This is a genomic window from Actinoalloteichus fjordicus, from assembly GCF_001941625.1.
GTDB classification, from domain to species: Bacteria; Actinomycetota; Actinomycetes; order Mycobacteriales; family Pseudonocardiaceae; genus Actinoalloteichus_A; species Actinoalloteichus_A fjordicus.
Map to the genome: position 1 here is coordinate 1,578,739 of NZ_CP016076.1, position 24,659 is coordinate 1,603,397.

Annotated in this window: 22 protein-coding genes; 17 read left to right on the forward strand and 5 right to left on the reverse strand. The window is 71.2% G+C overall.

What is annotated here, in order from left to right:
• Window positions 1–183: 183 nt before the first annotated feature.
• From UA74_RS07250 to dhaM, 7 genes are all read left to right on the forward strand, one after another.
• Window positions 184–1,857 carry a sodium:solute symporter family protein gene (locus UA74_RS07250; protein ID WP_232237813.1) on the forward strand — a complete coding sequence of 558 codons (1,674 nt, stop codon included), beginning with the start codon at window positions 184–186 and terminating at the stop codon, window positions 1,855–1,857.
• A 46-nt stretch (window positions 1,858–1,903) separates the two neighbouring features.
• Window positions 1,904–2,191 carry a hypothetical protein gene (locus UA74_RS07255; RefSeq protein ID WP_075739590.1) on the forward strand — a complete coding sequence of 96 codons (288 nt, stop codon included), beginning with the start codon at window positions 1,904–1,906 and terminating at the stop codon, window positions 2,189–2,191.
• 85 nt (window positions 2,192–2,276) lie between these two features.
• Window positions 2,277–3,296, forward strand: a complete 1,020-nt coding sequence (locus tag UA74_RS07260; protein ID WP_198042951.1) for a DUF3558 domain-containing protein — start codon at window positions 2,277–2,279, stop codon at window positions 3,294–3,296.
• Window positions 3,297–3,412: 116 nt separating this feature from the next.
• The gene (locus UA74_RS07265; RefSeq protein WP_083682998.1) at window positions 3,413–4,987 is read left to right on the forward strand and encodes an aldehyde dehydrogenase family protein; all 1,575 of its coding nucleotides are present in this window, start codon (window positions 3,413–3,415) and stop codon (window positions 4,985–4,987) included.
• Window positions 4,988–5,094: 107 nt separating this feature from the next.
• On the forward strand, window positions 5,095–6,093 hold the full coding sequence (dhaK, locus tag UA74_RS07270) for a dihydroxyacetone kinase subunit DhaK (RefSeq protein WP_075764077.1): 999 nt from the start codon (window positions 5,095–5,097) through the stop codon (window positions 6,091–6,093).
• Complete coding sequence (gene dhaL, locus UA74_RS07275) at window positions 6,093–6,803, forward strand: dihydroxyacetone kinase subunit DhaL (RefSeq protein ID WP_075739593.1); 711 nt, start codon at window positions 6,093–6,095, stop codon at window positions 6,801–6,803. Before dhaK ends, dhaL begins: the two co-directional genes overlap by 1 nt.
• The gene (gene dhaM, locus UA74_RS07280) at window positions 6,800–7,645 is read left to right on the forward strand and encodes a dihydroxyacetone kinase phosphoryl donor subunit DhaM (protein WP_075739594.1); all 846 of its coding nucleotides are present in this window, start codon (window positions 6,800–6,802) and stop codon (window positions 7,643–7,645) included. Before dhaL ends, dhaM begins: the two co-directional genes overlap by 4 nt.
• 160 nt (window positions 7,646–7,805) lie before the next feature.
• Here the strand turns inward: dhaM and UA74_RS07285 are convergent, their stop codons facing one another.
• Window positions 7,806–8,120 carry a hypothetical protein gene (locus UA74_RS07285; RefSeq protein ID WP_075739595.1) on the reverse strand — a complete coding sequence of 105 codons (315 nt, stop codon included), beginning with the start codon at window positions 8,118–8,120 and terminating at the stop codon, window positions 7,806–7,808.
• 207 nt (window positions 8,121–8,327) lie between these two features.
• Here UA74_RS07285 and UA74_RS07290 point away from each other — a divergent pair, with 207 nt between their 5' ends.
• On the forward strand, window positions 8,328–9,077 hold the full coding sequence (locus UA74_RS07290) for an alpha/beta hydrolase (RefSeq protein WP_075739596.1): 750 nt from the start codon (window positions 8,328–8,330) through the stop codon (window positions 9,075–9,077).
• 520 nt (window positions 9,078–9,597) lie between these two features.
• Entirely contained in the window at window positions 9,598–10,383 is a 786-nt protein-coding gene (locus UA74_RS07295; RefSeq protein WP_157434042.1) for an alpha/beta fold hydrolase, read from the forward strand.
• 185 nt (window positions 10,384–10,568) lie between these two features.
• Here the strand turns inward: UA74_RS07295 and UA74_RS34170 are convergent, their stop codons facing one another.
• Window positions 10,569–12,059 (reverse strand): coiled-coil domain-containing protein, encoded by a 1,491-nt coding sequence (locus tag UA74_RS34170; protein ID WP_075739598.1) that lies wholly within the window; start codon window positions 12,057–12,059, stop codon window positions 10,569–10,571.
• A gap of 592 nt (window positions 12,060–12,651) precedes the next feature.
• The gene (gene mce / locus UA74_RS07305) at window positions 12,652–13,122 is read right to left on the reverse strand and encodes a methylmalonyl-CoA epimerase (RefSeq protein ID WP_075739599.1); all 471 of its coding nucleotides are present in this window, start codon (window positions 13,120–13,122) and stop codon (window positions 12,652–12,654) included.
• A gap of 292 nt (window positions 13,123–13,414) precedes the next feature.
• Here mce and UA74_RS07310 point away from each other — a divergent pair, with 292 nt between their 5' ends.
• The 3 genes from UA74_RS07310 to meaB all read left to right on the forward strand — a co-directional run bounded on the left by UA74_RS07310 (window position 13,415) and on the right by meaB (window position 16,959).
• Complete coding sequence (locus UA74_RS07310; protein ID WP_198042952.1) at window positions 13,415–14,272, forward strand: DUF1028 domain-containing protein; 858 nt, start codon at window positions 13,415–13,417, stop codon at window positions 14,270–14,272.
• 526 nt (window positions 14,273–14,798) lie between these two features.
• The gene (locus UA74_RS07315) at window positions 14,799–15,986 is read left to right on the forward strand and encodes an acetyl-CoA C-acetyltransferase (RefSeq protein WP_075739601.1); all 1,188 of its coding nucleotides are present in this window, start codon (window positions 14,799–14,801) and stop codon (window positions 15,984–15,986) included.
• Between the two features lie 19 nt (window positions 15,987–16,005).
• Window positions 16,006–16,959, forward strand: a complete 954-nt coding sequence (gene meaB, locus UA74_RS07320) for a methylmalonyl Co-A mutase-associated GTPase MeaB (protein WP_404799964.1) — start codon at window positions 16,006–16,008, stop codon at window positions 16,957–16,959.
• 102 nt (window positions 16,960–17,061) lie between these two features.
• Here the strand turns inward: meaB and UA74_RS07325 are convergent, their stop codons facing one another.
• Window positions 17,062–18,672 (reverse strand): DNA polymerase IV, encoded by a 1,611-nt coding sequence (locus tag UA74_RS07325; protein ID WP_449688196.1) that lies wholly within the window; start codon window positions 18,670–18,672, stop codon window positions 17,062–17,064.
• Window positions 18,673–18,894: 222 nt separating this feature from the next.
• On the opposite strand from UA74_RS07325, the gene UA74_RS33380 reads away from it, so the two are divergent.
• A complete protein-coding gene (locus UA74_RS33380; RefSeq protein WP_075743513.1) occupies window positions 18,895–19,230 on the forward strand; it encodes a DUF3817 domain-containing protein in 336 nt (111 codons plus the stop codon).
• A 65-nt stretch (window positions 19,231–19,295) separates the two neighbouring features.
• Here UA74_RS33380 and UA74_RS07335 read toward each other — a convergent pair whose 3' ends face one another.
• A complete protein-coding gene (locus tag UA74_RS07335) occupies window positions 19,296–19,814 on the reverse strand; it encodes a MarR family winged helix-turn-helix transcriptional regulator (protein ID WP_075739603.1) in 519 nt (172 codons plus the stop codon).
• 330 nt (window positions 19,815–20,144) lie between these two features.
• Here UA74_RS07335 and UA74_RS07340 point away from each other — a divergent pair, with 330 nt between their 5' ends.
• From UA74_RS07340 to UA74_RS07355, 4 genes are all read left to right on the forward strand, one after another.
• Window positions 20,145–20,444: an MTH1187 family thiamine-binding protein gene (locus UA74_RS07340; protein ID WP_075739604.1), complete on the forward strand. Its 300-nt coding sequence runs from the start codon at window positions 20,145–20,147 to the stop codon at window positions 20,442–20,444.
• Window positions 20,445–20,650: 206 nt separating this feature from the next.
• Window positions 20,651–22,570, forward strand: coding sequence for an acyl-CoA mutase large subunit family protein (locus UA74_RS07345; RefSeq protein WP_232237664.1), 1,920 nt, complete (start codon window positions 20,651–20,653; stop codon window positions 22,568–22,570).
• An 83-nt stretch (window positions 22,571–22,653) separates the two neighbouring features.
• Window positions 22,654–23,673 (forward strand): tetratricopeptide repeat protein, encoded by a 1,020-nt coding sequence (locus UA74_RS07350; protein WP_198042953.1) that lies wholly within the window; start codon window positions 22,654–22,656, stop codon window positions 23,671–23,673.
• Window positions 23,674–23,769: 96 nt separating this feature from the next.
• Entirely contained in the window at window positions 23,770–24,612 is an 843-nt protein-coding gene (locus UA74_RS07355) for a TrmH family RNA methyltransferase (protein WP_075764079.1), read from the forward strand.
• Window positions 24,613–24,659 lie beyond the last annotated feature (47 nt).

Below are 24,659 nucleotides of genomic sequence, written 5' to 3' on the forward strand. Positions count from 1 at the left end.
CGGCCGCCACCGACACCCAGACTGACGTCGCACGCGCGCGTGCGAGACCGGCTCCGCTCGAGCCGGTCTCGGCCGCGTCCGATGGCAGAGCGGTTCATCTCGCTCCGGGTTAGTCTTCTGCGAGACAGCCCTGCGACGTTCCGGGCGCGTCGAGTGTTCACCCGTCGAGAGGTGGCTTCGGTGATTCTTGCGCAAGAGACGCTGCGCCTGAATGCGGGTCCGGTGGACTACGCGCTGATCGCCGTCTACTTCGTACTCGTCTTGTTGATCGGTTATCTCGCACGGCGTTCGGTGTCGACCAGTCTGGACTTCTTCCTCTCCGGTCGGTCACTACCCGCGTGGGTGACAGGACTTGCGTTCATCTCGGCGAACCTCGGCGCGATCGAGATCATCGGAATGTCGGCCAACGGCGCCCAGTACGGGATGCCGACGATGCACTACTACTGGATCGGCGCCATTCCGGCGATGGTGTTCCTCGGCATCGTCATGATGCCGTTCTACTACGGCTCCAAGGTGCGCAGTGTTCCCGAGTATCTGCGCCGTCGTTTCGGCAAGGGTGCTCATCTGGTCAACGCGCTCAGCTTCGCCGCCGCCCAGGTGCTGATCGCGGGCGTCAATCTCTTCGCCCTGGCGCTCGTGATCAACGTGTTGCTCGGCTGGCCCATCTGGGTGTCGGTCGTCGTCGCGGCGGCGGTGGTGCTCAGCTACACCACCCTCGGCGGCCTGTCGGCGGCCGTCTACAACGAGGTCCTCCAGTTCTTCGTGATCGTCGCCGCCCTGTTGCCACTGACCATCGTCGGTCTCATCCAGGTCGGCGGCTGGCAGGGGTTGACCGATCGGGTCGCGGCCGAGGCGGGGCGGCAACAGCTCGCCGCCTGGCCGGGAACCGAGCTGACGGGCTTCGGCAGCTCCTTCCTCAGCACGTTGGGAATCGTGTTCGGCCTCGGTTTCGTGCTCTCCTTCGGATACTGGACGACGAACTTCGTCGAGGTACAGCGAGCCATGTCGGCATCCAGCATGTCGGCGGCCCGTCGTACGCCGTTGATCGGCGCGTATCCGAAGATGTTCATTCCGTTCGTGGTGGTGATCCCCGGCATGATCGCCGGTGTGCTCTCCCCGCAGCTCGCCACGTTGAAGGCGGGCGGCGAGAGCGAGTTGACCTATAACGACACGCTGTCGGTCCTGATGCGTGATCTCCTGCCCAACGGCATCCTCGGGGTGGCGATCACCGGTCTGCTCGCCGCGTTCATGGCGGGCATGGCGGCCAACATCAGCGCGTTCAACACGGTGTTCACCTATGACCTCTGGCAGACCTATATTCGTCGTGATCGACCCGACGGCTACTATCTCAAGATCGGCCGTCGAGCAACGGTGATGGGTACGATCATCGCGATCGGAACTGCATTCATCGCAGCGGGCTACAGCAACATCATGGATTACATTCAGCAGCTCTTCTCCTTCTTCAACGCACCATTGTTCGCCACCTTCATCTTGGCCATGTTCTGGAAGCGGATGACACCGGCCGCAGGCTGGATCGGCCTCGTCTCGGGCACCGCAGCCGCCATCACGGTCTCGGTCCTGGCGGAGACGGGGGTGTGGGACCTGCCGGGTCAGGGCGCGAGCTTCCTCGGGGCGGGTGCCGCGTTCGTCGTCGACGTCGTCGTCAGCGTGGTCGTCACGATGCTGACCCGCCCAAAGCCGGAGACGGAGCTGGTGGGGCTGGTCTGGAGCCTGACGCCCAAGGCCGATCGCACGCACTCCACGACCGGGCGGGACGCGGGCTGGTACCGCTCTCCCGCGCTGCTGGGCGGCGGCGCCCTGGTGCTGGTCGCGATCCTGAACGTCATCTTCGGCTGACCGTCGGCGTCCGTCGAGCGGACGACTATTCGTGAGGAGGACGCCCATGGCCGAGCACCACGCGCGGTCGGCACAGGCCCATCGGGGCGCCGGGCTGTTCGACCTCCGGTGGATCCTGGCCTTGCTGTTCGTCCTCTACGGCGGGGTGCTCACCGTGCTCGGCGTCGGCTTCACGACGGACGAGGACCTGGCGAAGGCGGCGGGGGTCGCCATCAATCTGTGGGCAGGCCTGGCGATGCTGTTGGTGGCCGCGCTCTTCGCCCTGTGGGCCAGACTGCGTCCCGTCGTGGTGGACCCTCGGTTGATTGATCGCGGAGATGACGACAATCCGTGAGGGTTGCGCTCCGCAGGGCGACGACCGTCTGAGGGATTGTCTGTTGCTACCTCACTGACCGGTGACTGGCGCTACCGTGCTGTCCGTGCGCCGTCTTCGCCGTCTACGACTCGCCCTGATCCCGGCCGTGCTGCTGCTGGCGGCGGGCTGTGCGGGCAGCACCGATCTCGCCAAGGTCACCTTCGAGCGGACCACCGTGCCCGCTGGGGAGCGGGAGAACGTGGCCCTACCCCCTCCCGACACCGAGACTGATCAGGGCGGCGGCGAGCCACAGACCCAGGACGAGGCGTTCAGCCCGGCGGCTCTTCGCTCGGTCGATCCCTGCGGGCTGCTCGACGAGGAGGAGTTCGCGGGCATCGGCGAGGCCCCCGAGGCCCTCCGCAGCGGCTACAGCAGATGCGGCTTCTACAGCTCCGACGCGCAGGGCGAGTCGGTCGGGCTGACCTTCACCGTCGGCGACTCGGTGTTCTCCGAGGCCGAGCAGGCCACCCAGGAGATCGGCGGCCTCAAGACCCACATCCAGTCCGTTGACGGTGACGGTGGCGGGGTCTGCTTCGTCCGCGTCATCACCACCGACGGGGAGAACGCGAAGTCGCTGACGATCCAGCTGAACGCCAAGGTCGACGACGTCTGCGCCACCGGCAAGGAGTTCGCCGAGCACGCGGTGGAACTCCTCCGTGAGGATCCGCCGCACAACGCCGAGGGCACCGGTCTGCTGGCAGGCCTGGACGCGTGTGAGACGGCCGAGGACGACGAGGTCATCGGCTGGGTCGGCGAGGGATACCGGGAGTACTCCAACGGCCTGCACGACTGCACCTGGTCGCGCGGCGGCGTCGAACTCGAGGTCGACTTCAACACCTACTACGACCCGGCAGGCAGCGACGACGCCGAGGAGATCGACCTGGACGGCACCACCGCCTACCGGGTCCTCGATGAGAACGTGTACCCGGAGTGCGACGTGTCCTGGGCTCACGCGCCCTTCGGCGACACCATCGACTTCGAGGTGGTGACGGTGTCGATGTCCGACATCCTGGAAGAGGGCGTCGACACCTGCGCACTGGCCACCGAGATCGCAGGCGTGGTCAAGGACCGCATCCCGGCCTGATCATCGGCAGGCATCGCCGGGCGGACATCGACCCGCGCTGGTCGGGGGAGCATCGCCTCGACCGTGCGGCGTAATCTTCGCTCTGATCCGACTTCGTCACCGGTGGGAGGACGCTTATGCGACAGAGCGACACCGATCAGCCCGCCGGTCCCACACCCCCCTCATCGGGGGGAACAGACCCCGATCCCGGCCGGGCCCACGAGGACGGTGACCGCCGGGCGTGCGCCGAACCCGCCGAGTTCACCTCCTATGACCCGCGCACCGGAGAGGTCGTCGGCGGGCATCGACTCACCTCGCCCGCCGAGGTCGTCACGGTGGTGGCCGAGGCCCGCACCGCCTCGGCCTGGTGGCGGGAGCTGGGGTTCGCGGGCAGGCGAGCCCGGCTGGACCGCTGGCGGGTCGCTCTGTTCGGACAGATCGAGCAGCTGGCCGCCCTGATCTGTGCCGAGACCGGCAAGCCGCTGGACGATGCCCGACTGGAACTGCTGATGGTGCTCGAACACCTGCGGTGGGCGGCGGAGAACGCCGAGGGAATCCTGCGGCGCAGGCGAGTGGCCACCGGCAGGCTGATGACCAACCACGCCTCCACCGTCGAATATCAGCCGCTGGGGGTGGTCGGCGTCATCGGTCCCGCGAGCCAGCCCGCGTTCGCTCCGATGAGCTCGGTGGTGGGCGCGCTCTCGGCAGGCAACACCGTGGTGCTCAAGCCGAGCGAACTGACGCCGGGAGTTGCGGTCGCCCTCGCGGTCGCCTTCGCGGAGATCGTGCCGGAGCACCCGGTGCTCAGCGTGATCACGGGGGACGGGAGTACCGGTGCGAACCTGTGTTCGGCAGGCGTCGACAAGATCTCCTTCACCGGCAAGGCCGACACGGCCCGACGGGTGCTGATCGACTGTGCCCAGACGCTGACGCCGGTGGTCGTGGAATGCGGCGGCAAGGACGTGATGCTGGTCGACTCCGACGCGGATCTCGTCGACGCGGCCGAGTCCGCCGTGTGGGGCGCGATGTCCAATGCCGGGCAGAGCAGCACCTCCCTGGAACGGGTGTACGTGGTCGACGAGGTCGCGGACCGGTTCGTCGACCTGGTCGAGCAGCGGGCACGCCGGCTGCGGCCCGGCGGTCAGCCGGGCGCCGACTTAGGGCCCGTGCAGCAGTCCAGCCAGGTGGACGTCATCCGGGAACAGCTCGCCGAGGCGATCGACCAGGGCGCGCGCTGCCTGGTGGGCGGACTGGAGTCGCTCCGTCCGCCCTATGTCGAACCGGTGGTCCTGCTGGACGTGCCGGAGGACTCCACCGTGCTCACCGAGCCGACCAGGGGTCCGATGCTGGTGATCAACCGCGTCCCCGACCTGGACACGGCCGTGCGGCTGGCCAACGCCTCCCGGTTCGGCCTCGGCGCCTCGGTGTTCTCCCGAAGCCGGGGGGAGGAGGTCGCGGCGAGCCTGCGGGCGGGTGTGATCGCGGTGAACAGCGCCGGGACCGCAGGCGCCGTGCCCGCATTGCCGCTCGGCGGCGTCGGCGCCTCCGGCTACGGTCGGGTACGTGGCGCGGACGGGCTGCGGGAGTTCGCCACGGTCAAGTCGGTGACCAGGCGACGAGGCAGGCCGCTGATCAATGCTCTGACCTTCGGCAGGAGGTCCGGCACCGTCCGCCGGCTGTTGCGCCTGGTCCGGATGCGTTACGGTCGCTGAGTCCTGGCAGGTCACCCGAAGTCGCGTGTCACGGCCGTCGGACGGCGGTTCGCTCGCGGTGCACGGGCGGCCGACGACTCGGCGGGCTGTCTGGGGGGAGCACGGCAGTGAAGAAGATCATCAATGATCCTGCCACCGTCGTGACCGAGGCGCTGCACGGCATGGCCGCGGCGCATCCCGACCTGCGGGTGCACACCGACCCCGCCTATGTCGTCCGGGCCGATGCTCCGATCCGAGGCCGGGTCGCCGTGATCTCCGGCGGCGGTTCCGGGCACGAACCCCTGCACTGCGGATTCGTCGGGCCGGGCATGTTGACCGCCGCCTGCCCCGGCCCCGTGTTCACCTCGCCGACGCCGGATCAGGTCCAGGCGGCGGTCGCCTCCGCCGACGGCGGTGCGGGCGTACTGCTGCTGGTGAAGAACTACACGGGCGACGTGTTGAACTTCGAGACCGCTGCCGAGTTGCTGGCGGCCGACGGCGTCGACGTCCGCACCGTGATCGTCGACGACGACGTGGCGGTGCGGGACTCGCTGTTCACCGCAGGTCGTCGGGGCGTCGCGGGCACGTTGCCGGTCGAGAAGATCGTGGGCGCCGCCGCCGAGTCCGGCGCCGACCTCGACACCTGTGAACGGCTGGCCAGGACCGTGGTGGCGAGCGTGCGGACCATGGGTCTGGCGTTGACTCCCTGCACTGTCCCGCACGCGGGCGAGCCGAGCTTCACCCTGGGCGAGGACGAGATCGAGATCGGCATCGGCATCCACGGCGAACCCGGCCGAGAGAAGACCCGGCTCGCTCCCGCTCAGGACCTCGTCCGGAAGCTGTTGCAGCCGGTGCTCGACGACCTGGAGTGGCAGCAGGGCGACCGGGTGCTGCTGTTCAGCAACTCGATGGGCGGCACCCCGCTCATCGAGCTGTACCTGGCCCATGGCAGCGCCGCCGCATTGCTGACCGAGCGCGGCCTGCTCGTGGAGCGCAGCCTGGTCGGGCCGTACGTGACAAGCCTGGAGATGCAGGGCATCAGCCTGACGCTGCTACGCCTGACCGATGAGCTGATCGAGTGGTGGGATGCACCCGTCAGCACTCCTGCACTGCGATGGGGGCGTTGATGAGCTGCGACGGGGCGGGCACGGCGGCGGCATGGCTTCGAGTGGCCGAGGTCGTGCGCGAACACCGAGACGAACTCGTCATGCTGGATCGCGAGATCGGCGACGGTGACCACGGCGAGAACCTGCGACGCGGCTTCGACATGGTCGCCGACCGGCTGACCTCGGCGGAGGACGACACTCCCCGCGCCGTCCTACGGCTGGTCGCCTCCACTCTGATCTCCACTGTCGGCGGTGCGGCCGGACCCTTGTACGGCACGGCGTTGCTGCGGGCGGGCAATGCGATCGGCGACCGTCCCGTGCTGGACGCGGCGGCCGTCGCGGCCGCGCTGACGGCCGCAGTGGAGGGCGTCGTGGCGCGGGGCCGGGCCGAGCCCGGCGACAAGACGATGGTGGACGCGTTGCAGCCCGCCGCGTCGGCCGCCGTGGCGGCGAGTGAACGCGGCGCGACGATCGCCGAGGTGCTCGCCGAGGCCTCGGCCGCTGCCGATGCCGGCGCGCACGCCACCGTCCCGCTGATCGCTCGCAAGGGCCGCGCCTCCTACCTGGGAGAGCGCAGCGCGGGACATCTGGACCCCGGCGCCCGGTCGACCGCGCTGATCCTGGCGTCGTTGGCCGCCTCCGCCGCGTCCTGGCGCCCGGCCGGGCAGGCCGAGGGCACCGACCAAGGCGGGCCCACCGGGCCGAGCATCGCACCGGGGGAGGACGCATGACCCTCGTCGGGCTGGTGCTGGTCTCGCACAGCAGGCAGCTTGCCGCAGGCCTCGCCGAACTGGCGGGCCAGATGGCACCGGACGTCCGCATCGAGGCGGCGGGCGGCCTGCCCGGCGGCGAACTGGGCTCCGACCTCGAACTGGTCTCCGCTGCGGTGGACCGGGCCGAACAGGGGCGAGGCGTGGTGCTCCTCTATGACATCGGCAGTGCCCAGATGACGGCCGAACTGGCCGTGGAGGCGCTCGACGACCCAGGCCGGGCCTATGTCGCCGACGCACCCTTCGTCGAGGGCGCCGTCGCGGCGGCCGTCGCCGCCCAGGGCGGCGCGGACCTGGAGTCGGTGGCGTTGACCGCGTCCTCCGCCGCAGCGGACGCGGAATGGCCGCTGGCCGATCCCGGCTTCGGCGCCGCCGACCCGGCGGTCGCGACGACGGCGGTCGCGACGACGGGGGTTGCCGAGACGACGGCGGTGCCCGCAGGCGACGAGGCGCTCGCGCACGCGGCTGGGTCGTCGCCGGGATCGGCCGAGTCGGCGCTCGCGCTCGGCTCGGATTCGGTACTCGCCTCGGAGACTCCCGGCGGCGAGATCGAGGTCGAGCTGCGCAACGACGTCGGCCTGCATGCCCGACCTGCTGCCCTGCTCGCGCGCCGCGTGGCGGGGCTGGACGCGCGGGTGACCGTGCAGTACGGGGAGCGGCTCGCCGATGCCGCCAGCGTGCTCGCGCTGATGGGCCTCGGTGCGGGCGGCGGATCGACCGTGCGGGTCCTGGCCGTCGGTCCGGATGCGGCCGAGGCACTGCGTCGCGTGGCGGACCTGGCGGCACGTCGCTTCGAGGGCTGATCTCGCGTCGCCGTCGGTTCGAGGACCCGACCGGCGTACGCACGTCGGCTGCCGAGCCGGGCGACTCGTCCGCGCCATCGGTTCGTCCCGCTCGCCCGGTGCGATGCCCGGCCTCGTGCCGGTGCCTCGGTTCCGGTTCGGGAGGAGACGGTGGCCGGAGTCAGCGGCGTCGCGCCGTGGGGCCGCGCCTGCCCCGCGCGTTCCAACACCCGGTGTGCCAGTGCCGACGATCCTCGACGCCGCCGTGATCCTCGGCGGGCCAGGCGACGACGTGTGAGATGCCCGCTCTGATCTCGTGATCGCAGCCGGGGCACCGATATATCTTGGCCGCCTGAGCGCCCGGAACGGTGCGGACCAGCCAGTCGCCGTCGGGTGCCGCCACCCGATGGGCGGATCCGAGGGTCGCCCCGATGGTGCGGGACTCGCTCGATGCTGCGGCGGAGCCCGCACGGCGGGGTTGGTTACGGCGTGGCACGGGGGCACAGGCTAGCCGTTCCGCCGATGAGGTCGGTGACCAGCGCGCCGGGGGCACGCGATTCGGCGAGACACACGTCACTGCCGCCGTCCCCTGCTCACGTCGTCGGGAGGGCCGTCGCCGCCCGGTGCGTGCGCAACGGCTCCGGCGACCGGCGGGGGCCGGGTGAGGCTGCCTGGCCTGCGGCGTCGGGCAGTATCGACGGCGATGAGTACTCCCATTCGATCGAGCACCGTGCTGCCCGGCAGGCGGACGGCGATCACTCTGCGCACCGCCGACGGCCTCAGCCTCGTCGGCGAGCTGGCGCTGCCTGCGGATCGACCCCCGCGGGCGACGCTGTTATGCCTGCATCCGCTGCCCACCCACGGCGGGATGATGGATTCGCAGCTCTACCGCAAGGCCGCCTGGCGACTGCCCGCACTGGCCGATCTGGCCGTGCTGCGCTTCAACACGCGCGGGACCGCGAGTGCAGCGGGGCGCAGCGAGGGCGAGTTCGATCACGGCAGACGGGAAGGCCTCGACGTCGCCGCAGCCGTGGCCTGGGCCCTCCGCCACGAGCTGCCCGACATCTGGGCACTGGGCTGGTCGTTCGGCGCGGATCTCGCCCTGATGTACGGCCTCGATCCGGCAGTACGCGGCGCCGTGCTGCTGTCGCCGCCGTTGCGCTTCAGCGGTCCGGAGCATCTCCAGGCCTGGGCGAGCTGGGGCAGGCCCCTGCACGCCCTGGTGCCCGAGCTGGACGATTATCTGCGGCCCGCCGAGGCACGGGAACGACTTGCGGTCGTACCCCAGGCCGAGGTGACCGCGTATCCGGGCGCCCGCCACCTCTGGGTCGGCCGCGCGGATGAGGTTCTCGACGGAGTCGTCTCGATCGTGGCGCCGACGGTACCGACACCGCTGCCGCGCAGCTGGGACGGTCCGTGCGAGTCGGTGCACTTCGCCGTCCACCGGGGCTGAGCCCACTGGGGCGGTGCCGGGGGCCTGCGGCGCAGGCCGACTCACTCGACGCCGCTCGGCGGCCCGGTCTGCGGCGGACGCATCGCCGGAGTCCCACGGTGTCCGATCAGGTGATCGCCGTGCCTGCCCGTGGCGACGGGCCGTCTGGTGAGCACAGGCACCGGGGCAGGACTCGCCGTCGGCCCGCCACCGCCGAACCGGCCTCCTTCCGGCGTTGCGACCGGCCGCCCGAGGCCACCCGCCGGTCGTCGGTGCCCGTCGGTCTTCACCCCGCGCCCTCGCCCGGTACGTCGCGATGGCACGACGACAGTGGAACCAAGTGCCATCACCGAACCTGCTCGGGCCACCGGGGCGCGCCTGCCGTGTCCGGGCCGTCCGATCACGACACCGGGACGGCGAAACCGACGCACCCCACCCGGACCTCGCCGACACACGGTATGAGGTCTCGGTCGTGTCGTTGCAGCGTGCTGCCGGTCTTTCTCGATGAGACGCAGGCGAGCCCGCCGGCAGGATGGCTCTCATGTCCACAGCTGCCGATCACCGCCTGCCCTTGGTCCTTCTGCACGCCTACCCGCTCGACTCGCGGATGTGGGACGACGTCCGTGCCGCGTTGTCGGCGGAGGTCCGACTGATCACCCCGGACCAACGCGGGCTGGGGACCGCACCGCTCGCCGAGGAGGACGCCGAGACGCCCGCTCCCGACCTCGCGGTCGTCGCCGCCGACGTGGTCGCCCTGCTGGACCGGCTTGGGATCGAGCGAGCGATCGTCGGCGGGGCCTCGATGGGCGGCTACGCCGCGATGGCGCTCCTGCGACTGGCACCGGAACGGGTCGCGGGTCTGCTGCTGGTCGACACGAAGTCGGAGGCCGACCAGGAGGCGCCGCGCGCGGCACGCCTCGACGCGGCCGCGCGGGCGGAGACCGAGGGAACCGCCGACTGGATCGCCGCCGCGATGCTGCCCAAACTCGCGGCCGCCTCGACCCATCAGACCCGCCCGGCGGTCGTCGACCGGCTCCGGAGGCTGATCGAGGAGCAGCCTGCCGCCGGGGTCGCCTGGGCGCAGCGTGCGATGGCCGTCCGCCCGGACTCCACCGCAGTGCTGCGGGACTCCGGGCTGCCGACGCTGATCGTGGTCGGCGAGCAGGACGAACTCTCCCCGCCCGACGGGGCGCGGCGGTTGGTGGAGCTGCTCCCGCACGGGCGGTTGGAGATCGTTCCGGATGCGGGGCATCTGGTGCCGATGGAGGCCCCGACCGCGTTCCTCGCCGCAGTGCTCCCGTGGCTGGCCGAGCGGCGGGGCCGATGACTCGGCCCCGCCGCAGACGCCTCAGTGCCGGTCTTCGGTCCCGCGCCGTCGTGCGCGGGGATCGGCGTGGCTGTGCTGCACGGCGACCGGAGGAAGCCACGGCGGTGTCATGGTGACCGACGACTACGCCGCAGATCGCCGCGCTGGCCCTGCGCAACAGGAAAGTGGGGATTAAAGACAGGCTCTCAGGTCTGGCTGCGGTCGGGACGAGGCAGCGTGGCGGTTGCCTGCTCTTCCTGATGCTGACTGAAGGGGGCGGCAGCCGACCCGTTCTCGTCGGTTCGTCCCGACGACTCGGCGGCGGGCTCGCCGGTCCGCTCGGGTTCGACGCCCACCGGCTCCTGAATCCGGGTGCCGCCGCCGACCGAGGACTCCGACCAGCGAAGCGTGATCTCCTGACCTGCGGGCGGGCCCGGCGCCGGCGTCGCCGCGGCGTCCGACAGCTCGGTCTCGTTCGACGACGCCGCGCCGTCGGTGCGCAGTATCTCGGTGGACTCCGCGTTCACCGTCGGCTTCGCGAGGATGGTCGTGTACCCGCCCGCACTCGGCTCGGAGTCGGCACCCTTGCTAGGGCGCCCGGAGCTCGCGGAGAGCGGGCCGTCGGGCAGCCTGAGCTGCTGGGTGGGCGGGTCGAAGCCGGGCGCCGCGGCGGGCGGGGCCGAGGGAGCCTGGCTCGGCTGCTGTTGGGCGGCCTGCTGGTTCTGCGGCTGCTGCTGCGGGGCGGGCGGCGGTGGGGCGAAGTGCGGCCACGGTGCGTCCGCCTCCTCCTCGAACCGCTGGATCAGCGGCAGCGACTCGGCGAGCAGGCCGTTGATCGCCCTGACCTGATCGGAGAGCCGGGCGCGGTGCTTGCGCAGGGTCTCGACCTGGTTCTGTGCCTTGCTGACCCGACGGTTGGACTCCTCGGTGGCCTCGCGGACGCGGCGATGCGACTCGCCCGTGGCCTCCTGAAGTCGCCGGTTCGCCTCATGGGTCGCCTCGCGCACGCGGCGCTCCGCCTCGGCCTTGCTGTGCGCCTCCTGCTCGGCCAGTGCCCGCATCGCGTCGGTCCGGCGGGCGGACATCGCGATCTCGAAGTCCTCGTCGACCTTGACCCGGCGGGCGTCCGCCTCGTCGTCTGCGGCCTTCCTGGCGCGGTCGGCGTCGGCGACCAGCCTGGTCGCCTCGTTCCTCGCCTCCGTCACTGTGCGTTCCGCCTCGCGGTTCGCGTTCTCCAGGACGGTGCGGTGCTCCGACTCCATCTCCTGACGCCGATTCTCATTCTCGGTGATCAGGCGATCGTAATGATTGCGAAGCTCGGCGATCTCGGCCTCGGACTTGGCCTTGACCTCGGCGACGTCGGACTCCGCGCGGGCGCGGATGTCGTTGGCCTCCTCCTGAGCGAGGCGCAGCATCCGCTGCAGCCGTTCGCTCATTCCCTCGAGGCTGGTCGGAGGCTGGCTCAGTCGCTCCACCTGAGCGTGCAGCGTCTCGACCTCGGCGCGGGTGCCCTCCAGCTGCCTGGCCAGGTCGGTGGCCTGCGAGAGAGCCGCGTTGCGGTCGGCTGCCAGGATGCGCAGGTCGGTGTCTAGTCGCTCCAGATGTTCGTCGACCTGGGCACGGTTGTAGCCGCCGCGCCGGACTGTCTCGAAGCCGGAGCCCAACGGGAGAAGATCACGGTCGTCAGCGAGGCCCATGGTTGTCACGCTACCTGCCCAGTACGGTGAATCAGGGTTGACTCTTGGTCAATGTCTACCCGGATTTCGCGATTCTGCTCACCATGTCCGCCGACCTGTTGACGAGACGCGGTTCGGGTTGCCGTTTCGGCGCTCGCGCGTTAGTCGAACTCGACGCGATCGCACGATACGGTCCACAGTGGATGCAGAGAGTGATCCTTTCGGGCGTACCGGCCCCGTCTGCCGTCGGTGACCCTTCGTTCGGGGTGCGGTCGGGACGAGGCGACGACGGCGAGTGTGGACAAGGCTTGGCGGCGCGAGACGGCGATCTGCGGCTGCGGCCCGCCGCCTGCGCCCCGAGGTAGCGGCCACCCCGCCTTCCACGATCGTGGGAGTGAACCGCCCGATGTGGTGACGTTGATCTGCGCAGCGTCAACCCCTGCTGGCGGCGGCGACCCCCGTGGCGGCGAGCCGCGTGGGTACGACTAGCCACAGCGTCCCGGCGGCGCACGCAGGAATGCGTCAACCGGGCGGCGGTCCGTTCCTCGCCGCCGGTCGTCGTCCCGGCGTCTCCTTCGGTCGCGCGGAGCGGCGCGGATCTCGAAAGGGCGCGTCAGGCCTCGGGATCGTGGGCCGCCTCGACCTGGTCCGCGGGCTGGACGAGTTCGACGAGCACGCCTCCCGCGTCCTTGGGATGCACGAAGTTGACCAGGCTGTTCGACGTCCCTCGGCGCGCCGTCTCGTAGAGGACTCGGAGCCCCTTCGCGCGCAGGAGCTCCGCGACGGCGGCGACGTCGGTCACCCGGTAGGCCAACTGCTGGAGCCCGGGACCGCTGCGTTCGAGGAACTTCGCGATGGGCGACTCCGCCGTCAGCGGGGCGAGAAGCTGCACCGCAGTGCCCTCGCCGTCGTCGCCGGGAGCCCGCAGCATCGCCTCCCGCACGCCCTGGGCCTCGTTGACCTCCTGGTGCACCGAAGTGAGGCCGAAATGCTCTCGATGGAAGGCGATGGCGACGTCCAGATCGGGGACCGCGATCCCGACGTGATCGATCGCCGTGACGTAGGACGAGATCTCGCTGTGCATGGTCACCCAGCTTAATGACGCCCGACCGGGGAACCGAGCCCGCGAAGGGGGTGTCGTCTGCTGCTCAGGGGGGCGGATCGGGATGTCGGCAGGACGGCCCACCGTTCGGCCGCGCCGTCCTGCGACCGCCGGTCGATTTCGCGTCCCGCTCCTCGCGGCGGCTCGCGCTCGTGTCGCGGGTGAGCAGGCGAACTCGGCGTCGGCCGGGGTCGATCCGATCGTGACCTGGAGATCGGGCCGAGGTGTACCTGTCGCACCCGCACCACGGGCGCGAGTGAACTACGGTTCCGCCGTGACCTTCTCGATCGTTGCCAGAGACTCGACGACCGGTGAGCTGGGCGCCGCGGTGGCGGGCTGCGTGCTCGCGATCGGGGCCAGGGCGATCGTCGTGGAACCGGGGGTGGCGGCCGTCGCGGTGCTGGCGGCGGGCGGCACCGCCGAGCAGCGGCTGATCATCGACCAGATCGCGGCCGGGGTGAACCCGGAGCAGGCCGTCACGATCGTCGAACCGGGTCCCGAGGTGCAGTGTGGCGCTGTCGGCAAGGACGGCGCAGGCAGCTGGACCGGCGGAGAGACGCCCGCTCACGCGACCGGCCTCGCGGAGGAGCACTACGCCGTGCAGGGCAACCTCTTGGCGTTGCCGAGCGTGTGCGAGGCGATGTCCGAGACGTTCCTGGACACCACCGGTCCGCTGGCGCGGCGGCTGCTGGCCGCCCTGCGCGCCGGGCAGCAGGCAGGCGGCGACGTCCGAGGCCAGCAGTCGGCGGGCCTGGTGGTCCGCAGCGCGGACGGCGCCGAGGTGCTCCCGCTGGACCTGCGAGTCGACGATCACCGGGACCCGCTGCGCGAACTGAGCAGGCTGCTCGACGTGCATCGCGCCCACGATCTGCTCGCCTCCAACGCCAACCGGCTGCACGAGGACGCCGATCTGGCGCGGCGGCTCGTCGAGGCGGCCGAACGCATACCCGGCGATGCGCTGCTCACCGGCTGGGCTGCGGTCGGGGCGGTGACCCACGACTTCGCGGAGGCCCCGATCCTGGCTGCGGCGGCGGATCTGCTCTCGCCCACCTTTCCCGCCTGGTGCGCACACCAGGCCTCGCTCGGCGGGCCGCTGACTCCTGCCTGGCGGAGCCTCGGCGCCGTCGGCTGACGTCGCGAGCCGCCGGGCTCGGCAGCCACGTCGGCCGCCCGCACGCACCCGGTCGCGTCGGCTGCACCCGGTCGCGTCGTCGCCACCGGAGCCGCCCGCCTGCCTGCCGGTTCCGGCACGGTCGGTGTGATCTCCGTCGGATGGCGGGCGATCGCGCGCCCGGATCTGGCTGCGTCGGTCCTGTCTGGGGCGGCCGGTCCTGCCTGGGGCGCGCTGCCGTTGGTCTGCGACCGAACCGAGCCGATACCCCGAACTGCGCCTTCCGTGTGATCCGGCTTCGCGCCGAGAACGCCTGCCGCTCGGCCCGACCGTAGGACCTGGGCAGCGTCGATTCGGCGGCCGTCGTCGCATCGCAGCCCGCTGCCCGACGGGCACCTGCGCAGTGGTACGGCGGATCGAATGCGGCATCGGGACGATCTCGCGGACAGGGACTCCGATGATCTGGTAGAGCCGGGTAGGGTCCGAGCAGAGCCGATGTCACCGCATCCCGCTCGCCGAACTCTCCCCCACACGCAAGGAGACAGTCGTGACCGGTTCCGTCATCGTCGCCGGGGCTAGGACGCCGATCGGCCGCCTGCTCGGATCGCTCAAGGACTTCTCCGCCGCCGAACTCGGCGGCGTCGCCGTGAAGGCGGCCCTCGACCGGGCGCGGGTGACTCCCGACCAGGTGCAGTACGTCATCATGGGCCAGGTCCTCACCGCCGGTGCGGGACAGATCCCGGCGCGGCAGGCCGCCGCAGCAGCGGGCATCCCGATGACCGTGCCCGCGCTGACCGTGAACAAGGTCTGCCTGTCCGGTCTGAACGCCATCGCCCTGGCCGACCAGCTCATCCGGGCGGGTGAATGTGACGTGATCGTGGCGGGCGGCCAGGAGTCGATGAGCCAGGCGCCCCACCTGCTGCCGGGATCGCGGTCGGGCTTCAAGTTCGGTGACGTCCAGCTCGTCGACCACATGGCGCACGACGGGTTGTTCTGCGCGTTCGACCAGGTCGCGATGGGTCTCTCCACCGAGAAGCACAACGCTCGCCACGAGCTGACCAGGGACGAGCAGGACGCCTTCGCCGCCCGGTCCCACCAGACCGCCGAGGCCGCCGCGCGGCGCGGGGTGTTCGCCGAGGAGATCGTTCCGGTGGAGATCCCGCAGCGTAAGGGCGGCGCGGTGGTCTTCGACGCCGACGAGGGCATTCGGGGCGACACCACCGTCGACACGCTGGCGCGGCTCCGACCTGCGTTCGCCGCCGACGGCACCATCACCGCAGGCTCCTCGTCGCAGATCTCCGACGGCGCCGCCGCCGTCGTGGTGATGAGCAAGGCCAAGGCTGAGGAACTCGGACTGGAGTGGATCGCCGAGATCGGCGCGCACGGCATGGTCGCCGGTCCGGACACCAGCCTCCAGGAACAGCCGTCGAACGCCATCGCGGCGGCGTGCTCGAAGGCGGGCATCGCCCCGAACGACCTCGACCTGGTGGAGATCAACGAGGCCTTCGCGGCCGTCGGCGTCGTGTCGAGCCGGGCGCTGGGAGTGCCTGCCGACCGCGTCAACGTCAACGGCGGTGCCATCGCGCTCGGCCATCCGATCGGGATGTCCGGGGCGCGGCTCGTCCTGCATCTCGCCTTGGAACTGCGCAGGCGCGGGGGCGGCGTCGGTGCGGCGGGCCTGTGCGGTGGCGGCGGCCAGGGCGACGCGCTGCTCCTGCGCGTGCCGAAGGCGTAGGCGTCTCATGGTGCGCGGAATGACGGTGTCCGAGCTGGTACGGCGGGCCAGGGACGGACAGCCTCGAGCGTTGGGCAGACTGATCTCGCTGGTGGAGGACGGGAGTCCCGCGCTGGCCGAGGTGGCTGCCGCCCTCGCCCCCCACACCGGCGGGGCGCAGGTCGTCGGACTGACCGGGCCGCCGGGAGTGGGCAAGTCCACCTCGACATCGGCACTGGTCAAGGCGCTGCGCGCCTCGGGACGGCGGGTCGGGGTGCTCGCGGTCGACCCCTCGTCGCCGTTCTCCGGAGGTGCGTTGCTCGGCGACCGGGTGCGGATGCAGGAGCATGCGACCGACGACGGCGTCTTCATCCGGTCGATGGCCACCCGAGGACATCTGGGCGGGCTGGCGTGGTCGACCCCGCAGGCCCTTCGGGTGCTCGACGCGGCGGGCTTCGACGTGGTGCTCATCGAGACGGTCGGCGTCGGGCAGTCGGAGGTGGACGTCGTCTCGCTGGCCGACACGACGTTGGTACTGCTGGCTCCCGGCATGGGCGACGGCATCCAGGCGGCCAAGGCGGGCATCCTCGAGGTCGCCGACGTGTTCGTGGTGAACAAGGCCGATCGGGAGGGCGCCGACCAGACGGTGCGCGAGTTGAAGTACATGATCTCGCTGGGCAGGCGGGAGAAGGAGGGGCCGAGCTGGCGGACCCCGATCGTGCGCACCGTCGCGGCCAAGAGCGAGGGTGTGGACGAGGTCGTCGCGGCCATCACCGACCATCGGGACTGGATGGTCGAGCACGGCGAGCTGGACGCGCGGCGGGTGCGCCGGGCGGAGAACGAGATCCAGGCCGTCACGGCTGCCCGGCTGCGCGCCGAGATGGGCGAACTGCGGGGCGGAGTCGCCCTGGAGAAGCTGGCCAGGCGGGTCGTCGACGGCCGCAGCGATCCCTATTCGGCCGCCGAGGAGCTGATCACGGAGCTGCGGGGCTGAGCGGTGCCCTCGGCAGCTCGGCCGCGTAGCGCGGCTGTCGACGGTTCAGCCTGCGATCGGCACGGCTCGCCGCGGTCAGGACGGTGGTGGACAGCGCCTGCCTCACTCCTCCTCCGGTGACGGCCGGGCTGAGGCCGATCCCGGTCGGAAGGCGGGGCCGAGGCTGTCCAGTGGGTCTGCCGTCGTGATCAGCGGATCGGTCAGCGCGAAAGTCCGGGCCGGCCCAGGGCCGGTCGCCTGGGTCTCGAACCGGACCGTCACCCGACCCACGCCCGCTCCCTGCACCCAGCCGTGCCCGAACTCGGGATGCGACACGTCGTCGCCTGCCCGCCGGGTGACGGCCGCTCCCGGCGGGACGGCGACCGGCCTGCCGCCCGGATGGTGGTCGCCCGACGCCGCCGAGTCCTGGGTGACGACCTCCGACGTCGCGCCCGTCTCTGTCGAGTCATGACGGTCCGCCTGCCCGGCAGGCCGGACGGGCTCGGCCCTGGCGGACACGTCGGCGACGGTCACGTCGGGCGGCTCGGCATCGTCGGGTCCCGGCTCCCATTCCACCCCCGACGGCGCAGGCACCGCCGAGCCGCCGAAGGTCCGACGTGTCGTCGGGCTGACCGGCTCGAACAGCGGCTCCTGCTCTCCCGCGCTGAGTCCGGACAGGGAGACGCCCACCAGCCGCACCTGGGTCCCGAACGGCACCGCGAGTCGGATCAGCCGCAGCGCCATCGCGGTCAGCGTCCCTCGATCGGTCGTGGCGGCGTTGATCGTCTCGGAGCGGCTGATGGTTGTGAAGTCGGCGTCGCGCACCTTCACCGTCACGGTGCGGGCGGCGCGGTGCGCCTTGACCAGCCGGGTGTGCGCCGCCTCGGCCATCGACCGCGCCTCGTCCGCGAGCTGTGCCGGATCGGTCAGGTTCTCGTCGAACGTCGTCTCCGCGCTGACCTGCTTGGTCTCCGCCCGCTCCGCGACCGGGCGACTGTCCCGCCCCTGGGCGAGCGCGTGCAACTCGGTGCCAATCGCCTGACCGAGCAGGGCGGTGACGTCCCCGAGGTCCAGCGCGGCGAACTCGCCGAGTGTCCGCACGCCGATGCGGTGCAGCTTCGCCTCGGAGACCGGGCCGATGCCCCATAGCGCACGCACCGGCAGGTCCCGCAGCGTGGCGCGCTCCCCGCCGGGCGGGACGACCAGCAGTCCGTCCGGCTTGGCGAGATCGGAGGCGATCTTGGCCATGGTCTTGCCGCTCGCCGCGCCGACCGAGGCGACGAGCCCCAACTCGCCTCGGATGCGGTCTCGCAGCGCGCGCACGGCCGCCTCAACCTCGGCCGCCGTCGCTCCCTGGAGGTCCGGCGGCTCGGTGAAGGCCTCGTCGAGCGAGATCCGCTCCAGCACCGGGGAGAAGTCGCGGAGCAGCGCGAAGACGCGTTCGCTGGCGGCGCTGTACACCGCGAACCTCGGCGGCAGCACCGTGGCGACCGGGCAGAGTCTGCGAGCCTGGGCCATCGGCATCGCCGAGCGCGCGCCGTACCGCCGCGACTCGTAGCTCGCCCCGGCGACCGTGCCGCGCGGGCCCGGCCCGCCGACCAGCACGGCCCGGCCGCGCAGGGTGGGTCGGGTGAGCTGTTCGACGGCGGCGAAGAACGCGTCCATGTCGATATGCAGCACCCACCGCGTCACCCGGTCATTCAAGCCCGTCGGGCTGACGGTCGCGGTCAGCACGCTCCCGTCCTGCGGGTGACTTCCCGTCCCGGACCGGACGGACCCCTTCGAGAGGGGGTCGCTCGGCGGGGTGAGTGCCGTTCTACAGTGGCGAGCGCGTCGAGGTGCGCAGGTGCGACGGACGTCCGCAGCCGGGCACGCTCGGCGGTCGTCTTCGCGGCGCGGCTCGGACGACGCCTCGAGATCCGCCGCTCGAGATCCGCCGATCGATGGAGGAAGACCGTGTTCGCCACGATAGCCGCCCGATTCCGCCTCGTCGCCGTCGCGGAGGCACTGTCGTGGACGGGTCTGCTGATCGGCATGTTCTTCAAGTACGTCGTGGTCAACACCGAGATCGGCGTGGAGGTCTTCGGCCCGATCCATGGCGCGTTCTTCGTCCTCTACGTCGCCTCCGTGGTGCTGGTCCGACGTGAGCTGAAGTGGGACACGAAGACGACGGTGTGGGCGCTGATCGCCAGTGTGCCGCCTCTGGGCACGGTCGTCTTCGAGCGGTGGGCGCGACGGACCGGGCGCCTCGGTGAGCAGACTCCGCAGCAGGCGGCCTCGGTCGCGAGCTGAGTCAAGGCGTCACCCGGCGCCGGTGGCGCCCCGCCGACCACGTCGGCAGGGCGCCTGCTCGCGGCTCAGGCCTCGCCGTCGGCGTCGAAGTCGCCCGCGGCCAGCCGGACCTTGGCGAGCAGCCCGGTGAGCTGCGTCAGTTCGGCGTCGTCCAACCCGGTCAGACCGAAGTGCACCTCGGTGACGGCGCTGGTGGCCGCCTGCATCCGCTCACGGCCGGTCTCGGTGATGGCGACCAGCGTGGTACGGCGATCGGTGGGGTGCGGGGTTCGTTTGACCAGGTCGTCCTTCTCCAGTCGGTCCACGATGTTGGTCACGCTGGTGGGGTGTAGTTGGAGTCGCTCGCCCATGACGCGCATGGGCAGCGCTCCCTGGCGGGAGAACGACAGCAGCACGAGGGCCTCGTACCGCGCGAAGGTCAGGTTGAGCGGGCGCAGCGCCGCGTCGGCGGCGGACTGAAGGATCTGCTGGACCCGCATCACGCTGGTCACCGCGGCCATCGTGCTCGACGAGCCGATGCGGTCGGACCAGAGTCGAGCCGCACGGGCGATGGGGTCGAACGGAAGTGGTCGGTGGCCGGTCATGAGGATCGACGCTAGCAGCGTCCGAACCCTGCCAGCGTGACGGCCGTACCGACGGGTAGCTCTAGTGGCGGTGTAGGCCCTGGCTCGGCGACTCGCGAACTCGACACGCCGAGCCACGGCGTGTCGTTCGGGGTGGTCAGGCACGGCGTGTCCGGTGTCGCACCCGTTCACGCCACGGGCGCCCGGCGAGATCATCGTCCGGTGCGGGTGTACTCGGGCGGGTGCGACGCGATCTACTCGGGCAGTCCGGGTACGGGCGTCACCGGATGGTGGCGACGGGTCGAGTCCCGGCGGTGAGCGCCGCAGCGCGGTGCGGAGAAGGAGAGTCACATGTTGATCGCATTCAGTGTCAGCCCGGCGGGCAGTGGTTCGGAGAGCGTCAGCGACGCCGTCGCCGACGCCGTGCGGATCGTCCGCGAGTCGGGTCTGCCCAACGAGACGAACGCGATGTTCACGCTGATCGAGGGGGAGTGGGACGAGGTGATGGACGTGGTGCGCCGGGCGACGGACGCGGTGCTGGCCGCTGCGCCGAGAGCGAGCCTGGTCATCAAGGCCGACATCCGACCAGGGCACGTCGGTCAGCTGCGGGCCAAGGTGGAGCGGGTGGAGGCGCGGCTCGCTCAGGACTGACGGCTCCTTGCAGGCGTCCGCCGGGCGGCGGCCTTCGGGAGGGTCTCTCGGCAGGGCCGCGTCTCGGCAGGCGACGTCTCTCCTCAGACCGCAGCATCGAAGGCGGTGACGGGGCGCCGAGGTCTCGATGGCCATCCGATAGTAGGACGTCCTACTATGGGGTCGTCGGCCACCGCCGACCGTCGGCCACTTTCGGGGAGACAGTCATGGAGCAGGACGGCACGTCGCGTCGCAGGGGGACCGAGGCGGGCAGCCAGGCAGAGGACACCGAGGCGGGCAGCCGAGCAGCGGACACTGCGGCGGGCAGCCCTGCGGAGCGCGCTGTGGCGGGCAGCCCCCTCGTGGGTTCTGCGGCAGGCAGCCCCGTGGCGGGCGCTGCTGCCGGCAGCCAGGGAGCGGACACCGGGACCGAGGCCCGACACCGGGAGGCCGAGGCGGGCCGTGAGCGGTGGGAGAAGCGCTACGCCGAGGCCGAGGCGGCGGGCCGCGTGCGCGACGCCGACTTCACCACCCTCTCCGGCTCACCGGTCGAGCCGCTGTACGGGCCTGCGCCGGGTGAGGAGCCGACCGGCTTCGAGCGGATCGGCTGGCCGGGGGAGTTCCCCTTCACCCGGGGCCTGCACCCGACGGGCTATCGCGGCAAGCCGTGGACCATCCGCCAGTTCGCGGGGTTCGGCAACGCCACCCAGACCAACGAGCGCTACAAGATGATCCTGGCGCAGGGCGGCGGCGGCCTGTCGGTCGCCTTCGACATGCCCACGCTGATGGGACACGACTCCGACGACGCCAAGTCGCTCGGCGAGGTCGGACACTGCGGGGTCGCCGTCGACTCCGCCGCCGACACGGACCTCCTCTTCGCCGACATCCCGCTCGACGAGGTCACGACCTCGATGACCATCTCCGGGCCCGCCGTGCCGGTGTTCTGCATGTATCTGGTGTCGGCCGAGCGGCAGGGCGCCGACATCCGCAGGCTCAACGGCACGCTTCAGACCGACATCTTCAAGGAGTACATCGCCCAGAAGGAGTGGCTGTTCTCCCCGGAGCCGCACCTGCGGCTCATCGGCGACCTCATGGAGTACTGCGCCGGGAACATCCCCGCCTACAAGCCCCTGTCGGTCTCGGGCTACCACATCCGCGAGGCCGGGGCGACGGCCGCGCAGGAGCTCGCGTTCACCCTCGCGGACGGGTTCGGCTACGTCGAGCTGGGCCTGTCCCGAGGCCTGGACGTCGATGCCTTCGCCCCCGGCCTGAGCTTCTTCTTCGACGCCCACATCGACTTCTTCGAGGAGATCGCGAAGTTCCGGGCCGCCCGCCGGATCTGGGCGCGCTGGTTGCGCGACGTCTACGGCGCGAAGACGGCGAAGGCGCAGTCGCTGCGATTCCACACCCAGACGGCGGGGGTGTCGCTGACCGCGCAGCAGCCGGACAACAACATCGTGCGCACCGCAGTGGAGGCCATGGCGGCCGTGCTCGGCGGCACGAACTCCCTGCACACCAACGCGCTGGACGAAGTGCTCGCCCTGCCGAGCGAGAAGTCGGCGCAGATCGCGCTGCGCACCCAACAGGTGATCGCCGAGGAGACCGGGGTCATGAACGTCGCCGACCCGCTGGGCGGTTCCTGGTACGTCGAGGCGCTCACCGACCGCATCGAGGCCGAGGCCGAGCGGGTGTTCGAGCACATCGGCGACCTCGCAGCGATCGCGGTGCCCTCGGGACGGCATCCCATCGGCAAGATGACCTCCGGCATCCTGCGTGGCATCGAGGACGGCTGGTTCACCGGCGAGATCGCCGACTCGGCGTTCGCCTACCAGCAGGCCGTCGAGAAGGGCGAGAAGCAGGTGGTCGGCGTCAACCGGCATACCGGCTCCATCTCTGACGAGTTGGAGATCCTGCGGGTCAGCCACGAGGTGGAGCGCGAGCAGAACCGGATTCTCGGCGAGCGCCGCGCGGCCAGGGACACGCCCGCCGTCGACCGCGCGCTGGCCGATCTCGTGCAGGCCGCGCGCGGGACGGGGAACATGATCGAACCGATGCTGGCCGCCGTCCGGGTGGAGGCCACGCTCGGCGAGATCTGTGACGCGCTGCGCGCCGAATGGGGCGTCTACACCGAGCCCGCACGCTTCTGACCACGCTCGTCGAGCCGGTGTGCTGCGAGCTTCTTCGCGATCTCTGCCACCGGCTCGGCGAGGCTGCGGCCGTTCGTGTCAGGATGGTGAATGTGACGAGGCCAGACCCACGTAAGACCGCCGCCCTGTCCGCCGCCCTGTCCGGCGCGCTGGATCTCTCCGCGCTCAAGGCCAGGGCCGAGTCCACGCGTCCCGGCGCCCGGCCCGCAGGCGCCGCACCTGCGGCGACGCCCGGTGCGGGCAGTGGAGCGGGTGTCGCAGGAAACGGCGGCGATGCCACCGACTCTCCGTACGTCGTCCATGTCACCGAGGCCGAGTTCCAGGCACAGGTCGTCGATCGGTCGATGCAGGTTCCGGTCATCGTCGACCTGTGGGCCACCTGGTGTGAGCCGTGCAAGCAGCTGTCGCCGGTCCTGGAGAAGCTGGCCGCCGAGGGCAAGGGCACGTTCATCCTGGCCAAGGTCGACGTGGACGCCAATCCGCGGATCGCCCAGGTGTTCGGCGTCCAGTCCGTGCCCACCGTGGTGGCCATCGCGGGCGGCCAGCCGGTCGACGCCTTCTCGGGTGTTCAGCCGGAGCCGCAGCTGCGCCAGTGGATCAGCCAGCTGCTCGACGCGCTGCGGGACAAGCTGCCCGGGATCGCCGCCGCCGAGGCCGCGGGCCCGGACGCCGCCGAACCGGAGGAGCCCGCCGAGGACCCGAGGATCGTCGAGGCGGAGGACGCGGTCGAGCGCGGCGACTACGCCGAGGCAGAAGCCGCCTATCAGCGCATCCTCGACGTGGAACCCGCGAACGAGGACGTCAAGGCCGCGCTGATCCAGGTGCGCTTCCTGGCGAGGGCCGAGAACGTCGACCGATCTGCGGTGGCCAGGGCCGATGCCGCACCGGACGACATCGACGCCCAGCTTGCCGCCGCGGATGCCGAGGTGGCCGACCAGGACGCGGAGGCGGCCTTCAAACGCCTGATCGAGACGGTGCGTCGCTCCGCAGGAGACGACCGCAACCGAGTGCGCAGCCACCTGGTGGAGCTGTTCGAGCTGTATCCGGTCGGCGACGAGCGAGTGATCGCCGCCCGCCGTGCGCTGGCCAACGCGCTGTACTGACCTGAGTCGGGTGTCGCCGCGAGGCCCCGCGCCCCTTTCCACGGCGCGGGGTCGCCGCGCGGGCTCCGGTCGATCAGCGCTGTTAGGGTCGACCGCGTGACGGCCCGGCCCACCAAGACGCTTCGCATCACCACGCGCAACGCCGCCTTCCAGCAGTGGCAGGCCCTGGTGACGAATCGGAACAAGCGTCAGCGGCTGGGGGAGTTCCTCGTTCAAGGCGTGCGGCCGATCAGCATCGCCGTGCAGCAGCAGTGGCCGCTGCGATCGCTGCTGCGGGTCTCGGGACGACTGTCCGCCTGGGCGACGGAGATCCTGGCCACCGCCCCCGTCGCGCTGGTCCAAGAACTCTCCCCGGAGCTGATGGCCGAGCTGGGGCAGAAGGACGACAAGCCGCCGGAGCTCATCGCGGTGGCCGAGATCCCCGCCGACGACCTGACGCGAATCCCCGTCCGACCGGACATGCTCGTCGTCGCCTTCGACCGGCCGACCAGTCCCGGCAACCTCGGCACGGTGATCCGCTCCGCCGACGCGCTGGGTGCCTGCGGGGTGCTGATCACCGGGCATGCCGCGGACCTCTACGACCCGAAGACCATCCGGGCCACCACGGGCTCCTTCTTCGCGATGCCCGCCGTGCGGGTCGCCGCAGGCGAACACGCCGCAGCCTGGGTGGACCAGGTGCGGGCGGGCGGCATTGAGCTGCGCGTGATCGGGACGAGCGAGGACGGTGCACACGAGATCGCCGACGCGGAGCTGCGCGGCCCGACGATGCTGGTCATCGGCAACGAGACCACCGGGATGAGCACCGCATGGGCCGCCCGCTGTGACGAGCTGGTCCGCATCCCGATGGTCGGCTCGGCCAGTTCTCTCAACGCCGCCGCCTCGGCCTCCATCGCCCTGTACGAGGCCGCCCGGCAGCGGCGGGCCCCCGAGACCGGCTGAGGCTGCCTGCGGCTCCGGCGGTGACGGGCCGGACGTGCCTGCGCCTG

Coding starts and splice junctions, on each gene's coding strand:
- UA74_RS07255 (WP_075739590.1), top strand. CDS start 1,904: ATGGCCGAGCACCACGCGCGGTCGGCACAGGCCCATCGGGGCGCCGGG.
- UA74_RS07265 (WP_083682998.1), top strand. CDS start 3,413: ATGCGACAGAGCGACACCGATCAGCCCGCCGGTCCCACACCCCCCTCA.
- dhaL (WP_075739593.1), top strand. CDS start 6,093: ATGAGCTGCGACGGGGCGGGCACGGCGGCGGCATGGCTTCGAGTGGCC.
- dhaM (WP_075739594.1), top strand. CDS start 6,800: ATGACCCTCGTCGGGCTGGTGCTGGTCTCGCACAGCAGGCAGCTTGCC.
- UA74_RS07290 (WP_075739596.1), top strand. CDS start 8,328: ATGAGTACTCCCATTCGATCGAGCACCGTGCTGCCCGGCAGGCGGACG.
- UA74_RS07295 (WP_157434042.1), top strand. CDS start 9,598: ATGTCCACAGCTGCCGATCACCGCCTGCCCTTGGTCCTTCTGCACGCC.
- UA74_RS34170 (WP_075739598.1), bottom strand. CDS start 12,059: ATGGGCCTCGCTGACGACCGTGATCTTCTCCCGTTGGGCTCCGGCTTC.
- mce (WP_075739599.1), bottom strand. CDS start 13,122: ATGCACAGCGAGATCTCGTCCTACGTCACGGCGATCGATCACGTCGGG.
- meaB (WP_404799964.1), top strand. CDS start 16,006: ATGACGGTGTCCGAGCTGGTACGGCGGGCCAGGGACGGACAGCCTCGA.
- UA74_RS07335 (WP_075739603.1), bottom strand. CDS start 19,814: ATGACCGGCCACCGACCACTTCCGTTCGACCCCATCGCCCGTGCGGCT.
- UA74_RS07340 (WP_075739604.1), top strand. CDS start 20,145: ATGTTGATCGCATTCAGTGTCAGCCCGGCGGGCAGTGGTTCGGAGAGC.
- UA74_RS07345 (WP_232237664.1), top strand. CDS start 20,651: ATGGAGCAGGACGGCACGTCGCGTCGCAGGGGGACCGAGGCGGGCAGC.
- UA74_RS07350 (WP_198042953.1), top strand. CDS start 22,654: ATGGTGAATGTGACGAGGCCAGACCCACGTAAGACCGCCGCCCTGTCC.